Annotated in this window: 12 protein-coding genes; all 12 read right to left on the bottom strand. The window is 37.6% G+C overall.

All coding sequences use genetic code 11. The annotated features are described in order from the left end of the window. Window positions 1-46: 46 nt before the first annotated feature. Genes ABWV72_RS13345 through ABWV72_RS13290 form a run of 12 tightly spaced genes read right to left on the bottom strand, consistent with a single transcriptional unit; the run spans window position 47 to window position 12202 of the window. Entirely contained in the window at window positions 47-910 is an 864-nt protein-coding gene (locus ABWV72_RS13345; RefSeq protein ID WP_353371099.1) for an FkbM family methyltransferase, read from the bottom strand. Between the two features lie 14 nt (window positions 911-924). After that, entirely contained in the window at window positions 925-2712 is a 1788-nt protein-coding gene (locus ABWV72_RS13340; RefSeq protein ID WP_353371097.1) for a thiamine pyrophosphate-binding protein, read from the bottom strand. Between the two features lie 27 nt (window positions 2713-2739). After that, window positions 2740-3540 (bottom strand): SDR family oxidoreductase, encoded by an 801-nt coding sequence (locus ABWV72_RS13335; RefSeq protein WP_353371095.1) that lies wholly within the window; start codon window positions 3538-3540, stop codon window positions 2740-2742. 2 nt (window positions 3541-3542) lie between these two features. Then, entirely contained in the window at window positions 3543-4607 is a 1065-nt protein-coding gene (locus ABWV72_RS13330) for an alpha-ketoacid dehydrogenase subunit beta (protein WP_353371093.1), read from the bottom strand. Next, on the bottom strand, window positions 4600-5559 hold the full coding sequence (locus ABWV72_RS13325; RefSeq protein WP_353371091.1) for a thiamine pyrophosphate-dependent dehydrogenase E1 component subunit alpha: 960 nt from the start codon (window positions 5557-5559) through the stop codon (window positions 4600-4602). Before ABWV72_RS13325 ends, ABWV72_RS13330 begins: the two co-directional genes overlap by 8 nt. Beyond that, complete coding sequence (locus ABWV72_RS13320) at window positions 5556-6209, bottom strand: class I SAM-dependent methyltransferase (protein WP_353371089.1); 654 nt, start codon at window positions 6207-6209, stop codon at window positions 5556-5558. The genes ABWV72_RS13325 and ABWV72_RS13320 overlap by 4 nt, the downstream gene beginning before the upstream one ends. A 17-nt stretch (window positions 6210-6226) precedes the next feature. After that, on the bottom strand, window positions 6227-7216 hold the full coding sequence (locus ABWV72_RS13315) for a GDP-mannose 4,6-dehydratase (RefSeq protein ID WP_353371087.1): 990 nt from the start codon (window positions 7214-7216) through the stop codon (window positions 6227-6229). 38 nt (window positions 7217-7254) lie between these two features. Then, window positions 7255-8328: a methyltransferase domain-containing protein gene (locus ABWV72_RS13310; protein ID WP_353371085.1), complete on the bottom strand. Its 1074-nt coding sequence runs from the start codon at window positions 8326-8328 to the stop codon at window positions 7255-7257. Further along, entirely contained in the window at window positions 8325-9449 is a 1125-nt protein-coding gene (locus ABWV72_RS13305) for a hypothetical protein (protein WP_353371083.1), read from the bottom strand. The genes ABWV72_RS13310 and ABWV72_RS13305 overlap by 4 nt, the downstream gene beginning before the upstream one ends. Continuing rightward, window positions 9433-9993 carry an SIS domain-containing protein gene (locus ABWV72_RS13300; protein ID WP_353371081.1) on the bottom strand — a complete coding sequence of 187 codons (561 nt, stop codon included), beginning with the start codon at window positions 9991-9993 and terminating at the stop codon, window positions 9433-9435. The genes ABWV72_RS13305 and ABWV72_RS13300 overlap by 17 nt, the downstream gene beginning before the upstream one ends. Next, the gene (locus ABWV72_RS13295) at window positions 9993-10928 is read right to left on the bottom strand and encodes an NAD-dependent epimerase/dehydratase family protein (RefSeq protein ID WP_353371079.1); all 936 of its coding nucleotides are present in this window, start codon (window positions 10926-10928) and stop codon (window positions 9993-9995) included. Before ABWV72_RS13295 ends, ABWV72_RS13300 begins: the two co-directional genes overlap by 1 nt. Next, window positions 10925-12202: a hypothetical protein gene (locus tag ABWV72_RS13290; protein WP_353371077.1), complete on the bottom strand. Its 1278-nt coding sequence runs from the start codon at window positions 12200-12202 to the stop codon at window positions 10925-10927. Before ABWV72_RS13290 ends, ABWV72_RS13295 begins: the two co-directional genes overlap by 4 nt. Window positions 12203-12218: the final 16 nt, after the last annotated feature.

The raw sequence follows: 12218 nt of genomic DNA, 5'->3' as shown, positions 1-12218 counted from the left end.
AAGCTGACCATCTAACCACTTATAAAATAATAGATATATTGACTTTTTAGTTCCCTTTCTTCCAAACAAACTCTTTTTGGGACGAGATAAAAAGGCTCCCATCTTGATAACTAAATGGCATATCTTTTAAATGGAGTACTTCTTGCCATCCGATTTTCTGACTGAATAATCTTACCCCTAACTTTCTAAGATGACGAAAAATATTTTCGGCATTTTTTTCGCTACCTACTTCCAGCATAACATCCGTATTTACCCAGTTTTCTTTAACAGTTGAACAAATAGCATCTGCTTCAGCACCTTCAATATCCATCTTAATAAAATCAAATTCACTCATCACTTCACTTAAAGCAACGCAGTTAACAGTGAACTCATCTATTTCACCATATACATTAGATTTTTTACCTTTTAAATGACTGCCAGTTCTATTACCTTTCAAGCGAGTAAAAGTTAGTGGCATATTTTTATCCGCTATCGCATTTTCTTTAACCGTAATGGTTGAAACTGAATTTAGATTGATGTGTTGATGTATTTTTTCAACATGGACCGGATCAGGCTCAAATGCATTAACATTCCAACCTAATCGCGACATCAAAATGCTATGTAATCCAATATTTGCCCCCATATCGGCCACATTTTTATAGTGATTTTTATTCGATAAATAGAAAGAAAACAAAATTAATTCATCTAATCCAAATAATTTTAACGAATCAATATTTCCCATAGAGTAATACGGTAAAAATAAAGTGCCAAAAGGTCCGAATTCAACACTTGCAGGTACTTCTGAAGCAAATGAACTTTGCATTATAGTCTGTTCACAAAAATCGCTAATTATTCGATGAAAATCACCTTTTCGCTGATGTTGATGAGATTGGTCGTGTAAATGGGAAAATAATGCGTTGAAAAAATTCATGACAATACCTATTTTTACGATTTGTATGGTGGAATATACATATCATGCTGAATCTGTTTGTTAAAACTATCAGGGCTCATTGACTCGAGTGGATTTCCATATTTGATGATTGGTTCATATCGAAAATCCGGATGAATACTAAGTTCTATTAAGTATGGTCCAGTTTGACTTTCGAGATTGGAAAGTACACTTTCTAAGTGTCTATTTTCAGAAACACTTACAGAACTAATACCATATGCACTAGCGACATTTGCAAATTCAATAACGGGCAACCCTTGTTCAGTTGAAGCCATGCAATAGTTACTTTCTAACCAGTCATCTTGAGTTTGCTTGATCATCGCATGTCCGAAATTATTATAAACAAATATAACAATATTTAATTCAAGATTAGCAATTGTAGCTAATTCCTGAATGTTCATTTGAAAACCGCCATCACCAACAATACAAAAAACTTTCCGGTTACAGGCAATGGCACTGCCGACTGCAGCGGGAAGTCCATACCCCATAGGTGTATTATTAAAAGAAGAAATATATTTTTGCCCTGATTTTTCTTTGCCATATACCAACGTTAAAGGTAAGCAGGTTCCCGTATCTACACAAATAACGTCATCAGCAGCAAAACATTTCGATATACTGAGAGCTGCTTCATAAGGATTTATCAAGCTCATTTCATGTTGAGGCATTACGTTATATTTAGCTCTAATTGTCGCTATATATGAATGCCATTGACCTAAATCGTTACCTCTAACTAATGAATTTAATAATTCCTGTGTTTTGATTATAAAACCTTCAGCTGACATATTAATCGTTTGATAAATCTCAAAATTAAATTTTGCAAACTTTTGCAATTCGTATCGATCAATATCAACCATACAAATTTTGGCACCGCGCGCAAAGCTATCTAGTTTAGCAGTGGCTCGCGTATCTAACCGACTCCCCACAGACAAAATGAAATCAGCATTCTGCAAAACAACATTATTCCCCCTTGCTGAATGCGTGCCAAAGGTTCCTAAGTTAAGCGGGTCATTATCATCAGACATTCCTTTTCTAGGCCATGTTATGAAGTAAGGAATATCAAGTTTTTCGGCAAGTGTTTTGTACGAGTTTTGTAATTCACTATTATCTAAACCCGCACCAAAAATAAAAACCGGTCGCTCTGCCTGCATCAATAAATTAATCGTTTTAGCAATTTCTTCTTCAATAACATTCGAATTAACAACTGTTTTTATCGGTTTTATTAGTGTCAACAAATCACCCAAAGCTTTCTGACAATGTACATCATCTAAATCGAAACGTTGGAAGTCATCAGGAATATCAATCAAAACAGGTCCCTTACGACCTTCCAATGCAATCCGCACGGCTTCTGGGAAACTGCTTAAAATCTCAACCGGCGTTTCAATTCTTTTAGCAAACTTAGTTATCGGTTTTGCCATGGAAACGATGTCCGTTTCTTGAAAACCGTATTGTCTGATACCAAGAGAATCGGACTGTCGAAATGAGGCTACGTTTCCGGTAACATGAACCGTAGGTATCGAATCAAAATAAGAACATGCAATTCCAGTAAGTAAATTGGTAGCACCTGGCCCTGATGTAGCAATCGTAGCACCTACCGATTGATTCACTCTGGCGTACGCATCGGCTGCCATTGCAGATGCTTGCTCATGCTGCATTGCAACATTAATTATCCCATCACAATTATCTATGGATTCGATAAGATGCAGCGCAGCGCCCCCTTGAACCACGAAAACGGCTTTACATTCTATAGTTGCTAGGCATTTAGCCACAAAATTTGCAAGCTTCAATTTTTTGTTAACCTTGTATTCACTCTACTATTTCGGTGAAAAGTCATTGTTTGCGCGTCGGAGTTTAAAAGCATCATCACTGCTTGTTAGCAAATCGAATAATCTCTCACTTTGCATACAGTCCGTTGCGGCACTAAAGTTTCGCCCGCTAAATGATGAGGGTGCATCTGCAAGAAAAAAAGTTAACGCATTAACTACTTTTTCCATTGGTACAAATTCATTCTGTTGATAACGTCTCAACGTTTCTTGATAAGCTTTTCCAGCATTTTCATTCGCGTTTAGAGTTTGTTGATGGATAGCTGTATCAACAAAGCCAGGACCGAGGTTAAAAAATAATAAATCAGGGTACTCCGCTGCGAGTAATTCGGTCATTTTGAGTAACGATATCTTCGACAGAGTGTATGCACTATAGTTTTCTGTTGCACCATTAACGCCCCCTCCTGCCAGTGTAATAATCCGGCACCCATGTTTGAGCTTTGGAATTGATGAATGTAATGTTAGTAAAATAGACGTACAATTTAAATAAATATTTTGCTGCCAATCAGCGAAAGAAACTTGGGAAAACTTACCAATCGGATTTAATGAGCCATGCAAAAAATAAATAGCATCGTATGTATTAAAATTAGTTTTTTGATTGAATTCGGCTACTTCATCACTGTGAGAAAAGTCCACTTGAAAAAGTCGACATTTTGATTTTTTTAATAGCTCTACGTTCACAGAATCTTTTCGAAAAGTACCATCTACCAGTACAGTTCGACTATCTAGAATACGCTTAGTCAAAGCACGTCCAATATCGCTATTAATACCCGTAATCAGAACTCGCTTCATACTTAAAAAGGTCCTTTAAACCAATGGCCAGGCACATCATGAAGTTTGATTTTAGAACTAACATCATTTAACTGCCGATTTAATATACGACTTACCTTGGTTCCTATATTATCTGCATCATTGTAAAAATCTTTAGTCATACCAAAACTAGTTGGTTCAGGATAATCCGGCAATCCAAGTCTTTGAGGAGAGGCTTTTAGCTTATCAAAGCACTTTTCGGTAACGCTAGCCACCAGCTCAGCAGCAACAGAAAAACTCTTATGCGCGCTATCACAAACGAGTAAATGTCCTGTCTTGGCAACAGAATCATAAATAGGTTGCCAACCTGTTTTATCCATCTGAACCGTTTCGAGTACGTCACATTGAATACCTTGTTGAGCTAACTTTTCAGCGGCTAACAATGCCTCCAAAAGCATATAGCTATTTGCTACTAAGGTAATATCATTTCCTTGTTTATGCTGCCTAATATTATCTAAAGGAAGGCATAGTGGGACTAATTCAGATTCATCGCACTGCTGCTGATGCAACCATCGATGCTCGATAAAAAGCACAGGGTTATCATCCATTATAGCTTGATATAATTGTTGTGATACGGAATCAGTTTTGCTTGGAATAACAACTTTAAGACCAGGTACATGGGCAAACCAAGCTTGTAAATTTTGTGCGTGAGTAGGTCCTTGTCCCCAACCTCGTCCGATAATTAAACGAATGGTTATTGGTACTTTCATTTGGCCATTAAACATATAATGCCATTTAGCAGCGTTATTAACTAATTGATCCATAGCCAGCAGAAAAAAATCTAACCGCTGATGTGTCATTAGTACTCTGCTGCCCGACAATGCTGCGCCAATTCCAATCCCCGTCATTGCATTTTCAGCCGTCGGCATATCAAATACCCTTTGCTGACCAAATGATTCAGATAACCCTGTTGTTGTGTTGAAGATTGCCTTGGGATCATCTATTCCTAAGCCAAAACTTAACATTGTTGGATCGTCAGCCATTGCCTGATGTTGCGCAATATTAATCTGCTCAGCAAAAGTAGTTTCTTTGTTAATTTTTTCAGGCATAAAGAAACCTATTATTATGTTCCAAGGACGGAAATGTAGAGTGTTCAGCGAACGCAAATGCTTCAATGATTTCTTGTTGAATTTCTAAATTTGCGTCATCAATGTGGCCTTGATTATCAGGAGATTCAAGCAACAGTTGTTTTTCAATCATCGCGATTGGATCACGATCAAGCCATTGTGCAACTTCTTGTTGCGGCCTATATGCCAAATCATCATCCCAATTAGGCCCACAATGTTCTCGATGGCGATAAGTATGGCATTCAAGCAATATAGGCCCATGCCCCTCGCGGATACTCTGAATGCTTTTAGCGGCCATGTTGGCAACCTGAATCACATCATTACCATCAACTTCTTTTGAATCCACCCCAATCGCCCTCGCTAATTCAACGATAGAACGACCTTTAGGCTGTCTAACATGCAAAGGACTATAAACAGAGTAACCGTTATTTTCACAGATAAATAAAACAGGTAACTTTTTCACGGCTGCAAAGTTTGCTGACTCGTAAAACACACCTTCCTCTGTAGCTCCTTCACCAAAATAGGTAACAGAAATCTCTTGTAGCTTTTGTGTCTGTTGATGCAAAGCATTGCCGACAGCAAGTGGGATACTATTGCCTACGATAGCGGTACTGGCCACAAATCCAGCGTCTAGATCGGATAGATGCATTGAGCCACCACGCCCCCCAGTACAGCCAGTTTCTTTACCATACAATTCGGCGATCAGTTTTTGTAAACTTCCCCCCTTCGCCAAATAATGCGCGTGAGCTCGGTGCGAACTATATACTTTGTCTTTATTATGCAAAAAAGCTGAGACGCCAACCGCTACCGCCTCTTGTCCAATAGATAAATGTGTAGGGCAACGCATTTTTTGCTCTGAATAGCGACCAGCTATAGCTTCTTCTACTCGTCGTATCCGCAATAATTTTTGATAGTATGAAAACAAATCACTCATGGAATAAACCAAAAATAGTCACCGGTATAACCCACTTCGTCAAAAAATGCTTTCCACTGATCAACATGCATAATGGTTTTAGCAGTTAAGTTCCATTCAAACATACGTTCCTCTTCCTCTGCATTCCGAAAGGCATCAACGGTAATAAAGGCATTGCCTTTACTAACTCGCATAATCTCAGCTAAGGCTCGACCACATTGATCTCGTTCAAGATTGTGTACAGTGTTGACACTCATAACAAAATCAAACGTATTGTCAGCGTAAGGTAATTCGGTTGCACAACCACAAGCCACATCATCTTTGATTTCTTCTTTCGCATGGGCTATTGCGTATTCAGATATATCTATACCTTTTGCATTAATGCCAGGGATAAGTTGTTTCAGATCGTAAAGAAAAAATCCCTTGGCACAACCTACATCGAGAACCGAGCTAGTATTGTTTAATCCATATTGTTGTTGGATATCAGGTACCACAGGTTGCCAAAATCGCGAGAAATATTTGAATCCACCGTAACCATACTGACGGTCACCATCAAAAAATTGTTGACCAAACTGACGAGCGATTGCTCGCACGGCATCGGTTTTCTCTTCGCTACGAGCTTGTGTGTTTCGTTTGGTTTTAGGATAATTTCTGAGTAAATCTATTTCCATTGATTATAAATCCTCATTTACTGCTTGTGCTCATAATCTAATGACATCGACCTAAGTTGCTCAAAGTTTAATTTCGCCCAATCTATAGTTTGCCCTATTCCCTGTTCTAACGTAATTTTATCCTTCCAAGCAAATTCGTCTCTGACTTTATTAGAATCCAACAAATAGGCCGCATCTTTTCCTGGCCTATCAGCAGAAATTTCACATACTTGATGGATATCACGTCCCATCTTTTGACAAATCAACTCGACTAAATGTCTAATTGATACCGTATCTAACGTTGAAATGTGATAGGTTTCGCCATCTTTCCCTTGCTCACCAATAGCTTGGGTAGCCGCGGAAACATCATCAATATGAATAAAAGAACGCTCTGATAGACCACCTCCATGCAGGGGTAGTTTGCGCCCCATCATAATACTCAGGATGGTTTTAGGAATGATGCGGTATAGTTGCTGCCCTGGGCCGTACACATTTGCCGCTCGAGTACTTACTACTGGAAAAGCATGAACATCAAAAAAAGTCTTTAAGCTCATATCTGCAGCCGCTCTAGAAACAGCATAAGGCGTACTGGGATTGAAAACTTGGCTCTCATTTACAAAACCAAAACAGGAACCATAAACTTCAGGAGTCGAAATGTGAATATACTTGTCTAAGTAGTCTTTGTGACGAAGCATGTTATGAAATTTAATCGTCGATACCGCATTCGTCATAAACCAATGTTCAGGAAACTCCCAACTTTGTCCAACCATACTTTGCGCAGCAAAATTGTATACAGTTGAAATTTTGTGTTGGTCCAACACTCGCTCAATATCAACCAGATCTTGATTTAAATCCAATTGATGAAAGTTAAGTTTACTGTGATCGCCCCATTTATAAGGAAGCAATGGGTTAACCGGCTCTTCAGAACGACTGATGCCGATAACTTCCATACCCTGATCTAAAAGGTGCTTACAAAAACTAGCCCCTGAAAAGGAATTACTGCCAATGACGGCTATGCTGCCTTTCATACGAAAATCTTTTTATTTATGTTTAACACTTCAAATTCCTAACATTCAAATAGAAAATAATTACTTAAGTTGTCTATTTTAGATATCTGCGGTATCCAATGATATTTTTCGATAATTATATTTTTATTATCATTTAGAAGTTTAAAACCAAATGATTCTGCATATTCTATGAATTCTTCTTTGGTCCAAGCATTTTGATGGATCAGCCTAGCTGCAGGAAACTTCTCTTTTGCTATATCGACTAATAGTCTTGCTGTATTTCCGGGGCCAGAGCAATTTCTCACTTGCTGCAGTTCTGCTTGATCTAAAATAACAGGACCTACATAATCAGCTGTTTCGAAGCTGACATTTTTTTCGAATAAATCGGGAGAGGCATTCAGATCAATACCCGTTAATATAAATAATGCCCTTGATTCAATTGAGCTTTCAACGCCATATTTTTTCCAAATATCGATTAAACTCTCAAAGCTCCAACCGATTCCCAACACTGAAGGCCCGACTAAGGTTCCCTTCCATTCCTGATACACACTGTCAAAGTCAGGCAACTTCAACAATAGCTTTCCATTAGTTTTCAAACAACGATTTGTTTCTCGCATTATTTGCGCAAGTGTAAAAACATCAAGATGTTCCAGGCAGTGAGAAGAATAAACTAGCTCTATCGATTCATCAGTAACTGGAAAAGTGCATTTCGCTGACAATTGAAAAGGATGGAGGTAACTATCCGCACCTTCTAAATTTAACCACTTATCGTAATAAAAATAATGCCCGCCACCTACGTTCAAGTATTTTGGTTTTGTAGGGTAAGCTAAGTTCGAAATGACAGGATTAGTTTGAGCATTTTGAATGAGTGCAAATAATTTTTCAGGTTTAAAGTTGAGCAGCACCAAATTATTAAATATCTGCTCAAAACTTTCGGAAATAATAACAACATTTTCATCATCATATATTTCGACAACCTCAATCAAAAAATATAAAGGACGGTCAAAAAACTCAGATTGACCAATAGCATTACTAGTTACAAAGAAATACTTAACTTCTGATAATGCAATTAATTTTTGCTCTAATACTTTCTCAGTATTTTTACCGATACCAAAGACGATGACATTTTTCACATAGCCATCCTTAAACCGATTAACGCAGGGCTAGGATGAAACACTGGATACATGGCATTAGTGCCAGCAAATGGTTTAATTTGATTAAGATTATTCGGAAACGTAGGACAAATAGTCATCTCAATTGTTCTCCTAACTTGCCCAGCGACCAATTTGGCCCGATGGCAGACCAGTCTTGGATTAAACAATAAATATCCCCCAGGAGGTACATTGACTTGAACAATTCCCTCTGCGGATTTCAATTCAGTTGTTCCAGTTTCAACACTTGCCCCGTCTAAGTATATGATAAGTTTAAATATAAAAGGTGGCATTCCGTATTGGTGCCATATAGACGGCCCTACTTCTGAAGTTTCATGTTCAATTCTATTACACACCACACGCACGTTACATAATGACCAAGATCCTTCATATATTGCAGTCAACGGTTCAATTATTTTGTCGCACGACTCAATTATTTTGTTGCACAAATTAATTGTCTCAGTATTGGGTTGCAAGTATCTATATTGTTCATTCAACGACGCAGTTGTTTTTGACGTGATGTTACGATTAAATTCATATCCGGAAGCGACATCTTTCTTACTGAAATCCACACTTTCAAGTATTTTAATATGACTACAAATACTTTGGGTAAATGAATCATCAATACTACCTGTTTGAAAGTGAGTGAATTTGGTCAGATATCGTTCACGGGTAAAGACTTTAAAATATAAAGAATAAAGGTATGTTTGAGACATCAAGGCTAAATGTGCTTTCGCACTATTGGGAATGTTGTAGGAGCAGAATCCGCCCAGTTCCTCTCCCAGTGGGACAATTCCACTATTATCTAAATAAATATAGATGCAGTCTATCGGTATCTTTTTCTCTGCAAAATCTAACAAAATGTCAAAATGCGAAGCTGGCGCAGTAAAAATAATATAAGATCTATCCACAACATAGTAAGTGTGCATTTTTTCTAATTTAAAGCCGTGACTCGAAGTCCCAAATTTAAAGTTGTCAATCACCCCTCGGGTAAAAGTTGGGTAATCCTCTAAAAATGAGAATGCTTTTTCTACTGCCCCAACCACATAAATTTCATTAAACCTATGCACGTCTTCGGCGAACTTATCAATATAAGTTGTCATAAAGAAACCTCATTAACATATGCCCCACAATAAGTTGTAAGTCTTCCGATATTTGCATGTCATTAATTTGATTATGAATGATATAATCGCTCAATAGTTTTGCCTTGCCACCGGAGTACCCCAGAATAGCAAAACTAACCATGCCTATTGTTTTGGCCTGCTCTAGCGCTTGGACAATATTTTCGGAATTACCGCTGCCAGAAAGTACAATTAATACGTCCTTTGAGTTTGCTTTAACCTTTAATTGATGAGAAAAAATCTTATCATAACCTATATCATTGCCAAGACAGGTTAATATACTGCTATTAGCAGGTAAAGCTTCAACATTAAGACTGCTAAGGCCTGAAGGGTCAGTACCATACAAAAAGTCGTTGGCTAAATGAATAGCATTGCCTGCACTGCCACCATTACCACAAATAAATACTTGCTTCTTCTGCTTACAACAATCAAGTAAGTGATCAGCTAAAATTTGAATATTTTCAACATCAAGCAGTTGAATTTGTGCGATTAGTGAACCTTGGTAATTAGCGATTAGTTTTTTCATCAGAGTACTTCCTGTTGCATCCATTTCAAGTTGCACCATCTATCTTGATCGACCAAATTACCCGATTGATACGCTTCAATAATTTCTTCAATAGCCGTTTCCACTGATTTTTTAGGGCGGAATCCGGTAGCCAGTAACTTATCTGAATTAACACGATATGAACGAGGATCATTTGATGGTGTTGTTACCACTTCGGCTCCAGTTCGTTTTGCTAAAATACTAGCAATTTCTGCTATTGTGATATTTTCAAAACCGGCGTTAAACACACCTTGATGTTGAGGGTTTTCAAGTAAAAACAAATATAAATCAGTAATATCATCGATATGAATGTTGGGTCTTGCTTGATCTCCACCAAACACGGTGATCTTCCCATTCTTAATTGCCTGAACGGTTAACATGTTCACCGCCACATCAAGTCGCATACGCGGTGATAGGCCACAAACAGTAGCAGGTCTAACGATTTGAACAGCCATTTTATCTGAATAACTAAGCATAACTCGCTCTGAAACCATCTTAGTTTTATTGTATTCAGAAATAGGTTCAAGAACTAAATCCTCTGTAACTTGGTCTTCATCTTTTACACCATAAACACTGCCAGATGAGGCATAAATAAAATGCTTTATACCATGACGATATGCTTTATCAGCTAGTTGCATCGTTGCCAACGCACTGATTTCCCAAGTTAATTTAGGGTCAAGATCACCGCAGGGATCATTAGCTACAGAAGCAAGATGAATGATCACATCAATTCCATCTAATTCAATGTCTGCTACTTGTCTAACATCTTGTTTTAAAACAGTTAGTCGCTTATGCTCAGGTAAGAAGTTTCCAAACCATTGAATATCTAGAGCCACTACGCTGTGACCTTTACTTAACAATTTAGGAACAAGCACTGACCCTTTATAGCCGCATGCACCAGTCACTAATACCTTCATTTAAAATTCACTCCAAAATATTTATGCACTTCACTAAGTACATTTTCACTTGTAACATCGAGCCAAGATAAATATTGATCACCTTGTGCTCCTTTTATTTGGTTTTTATCTTTGACAATGCCTATTTTTTCTAAATGCTCATATGTTGTTGCAGTACATGCTTCTTGGTACATTCCAAAATAAATGTAATTACAACCTTTAGATAAAAAACAGAGCACACCAGCACCATTACTAACGGCAAGATTCAACCAACTAGTCTGATACAGTGCCGTGCGTAAAAATACGTTTAGCGAAGCCTCTGGAAATTCTGTCACATTACCCCAACCTAATGGCTCTAACGCAGTTTCAGTATCCCTAACTATAACAACTGAATAACCCAACACATTTAATTTTTCAGATACATCTCGCCAAACAGCTAAGTTACTATTCCTTTCAATATGTGCTGTTGATTCTCTCAACGTGATAGTTATGGACTTTTGATGATTTATATTATTGTCGTCAAACCACTTAAAAACTTTACTTTTATAAAATTCGCTTGAGCAAACTAGTTGATGATCGGTTTTTGAATCTATATAGGGAAACAACTCATAAAAATGGTGACGACCAATTGGCTGAGAGAAATTATGATCAGTTGGAAACCTGTGTTGTGATGCCTGAAAAATGTTTCTTGCTTGTCGCCTATCGGAACATAAGTGCAGGCTGGCAGCAGGATCAATTAACTTTATCAGTGGTATCAATAAATTAGTTAATCGATGATTCATCTCATCTAAACTGAAAAAGTCGATGTTGTCTCTAAATCCCCCTTTATCACCTGGGCAAACAATAACATTAAGCGCACTTAAGTTTTTTTCATTAGCTACTAATTTGCATTTCACTAAAAAAGTGAGAATATCGTATGTTGGAGGAGATATACGCAGATCATACACTACAGTCAGTCGTTGTTTGTTCGTAATAAAAAAACTCTCTTTGTCGTTATATATATCTTTCAAAAGTGTGATGCTTCCATCCACGCCATTAAACCAATACAGCGGAACTTGCTCAATTCGATCAAGCAAATGTATTACTTCTTCATAACGATATATTGCTAACACTACGGTGTCGTAATCATCGATATTTAAACTCGTTAAATTATGTATGGGTTGATTATTGAAACGCCCTTCACCACTTGAATTAAAGAAATCTATTTGTCCTTCAAATTCTGTCGAATCTAAAAATTTTTGCGCACTGCCTCCTGTTCCAACAACCGCTATTTTTTTCATTGTAGACAAACTCATACTGCTTTCCGCTTGA

Origin of the sequence: Aliiglaciecola sp. NS0011-25 (assembly GCF_040370605.1) — a bacterium.
In the GTDB taxonomy this organism is placed as follows: Bacteria; Pseudomonadota; Gammaproteobacteria; order Enterobacterales; family Alteromonadaceae; genus Aliiglaciecola; species Aliiglaciecola lipolytica_A.
The sequence above is the reverse complement of the archived record's forward strand: the minus strand, read 5'-3'. Positions and strand labels throughout refer to the sequence as shown.

Excerpts from the sequence above, each read along its gene's own strand:
- ABWV72_RS13345 (WP_353371099.1), bottom strand. The coding sequence starts at position 910 with ATGAATTTTTTCAACGCATTATTTTCCCATTTACACGACCAATCTCAT.
- ABWV72_RS13335 (WP_353371095.1), bottom strand. The coding sequence starts at position 3,540 with ATGAAGCGAGTTCTGATTACGGGTATTAATAGCGATATTGGACGTGCT.
- ABWV72_RS13330 (WP_353371093.1), bottom strand. The coding sequence starts at position 4,607 with ATGCCTGAAAAAATTAACAAAGAAACTACTTTTGCTGAGCAGATTAAT.
- ABWV72_RS13325 (WP_353371091.1), bottom strand. The coding sequence starts at position 5,559 with ATGAGTGATTTGTTTTCATACTATCAAAAATTATTGCGGATACGACGA.
- ABWV72_RS13320 (WP_353371089.1), bottom strand. The coding sequence starts at position 6,209 with ATGGAAATAGATTTACTCAGAAATTATCCTAAAACCAAACGAAACACA.
- ABWV72_RS13315 (WP_353371087.1), bottom strand. The coding sequence starts at position 7,216 with ATGAAAGGCAGCATAGCCGTCATTGGCAGTAATTCCTTTTCAGGGGCT.
- ABWV72_RS13305 (WP_353371083.1), bottom strand. The coding sequence starts at position 9,449 with ATGACAACTTATATTGATAAGTTCGCCGAAGACGTGCATAGGTTTAAT.
- ABWV72_RS13300 (WP_353371081.1), bottom strand. The coding sequence starts at position 9,993 with ATGAAAAAACTAATCGCTAATTACCAAGGTTCACTAATCGCACAAATT.
- ABWV72_RS13295 (WP_353371079.1), bottom strand. The coding sequence starts at position 10,928 with ATGAAGGTATTAGTGACTGGTGCATGCGGCTATAAAGGGTCAGTGCTT.
- ABWV72_RS13290 (WP_353371077.1), bottom strand. The coding sequence starts at position 12,202 with ATGAGTTTGTCTACAATGAAAAAAATAGCGGTTGTTGGAACAGGAGGC.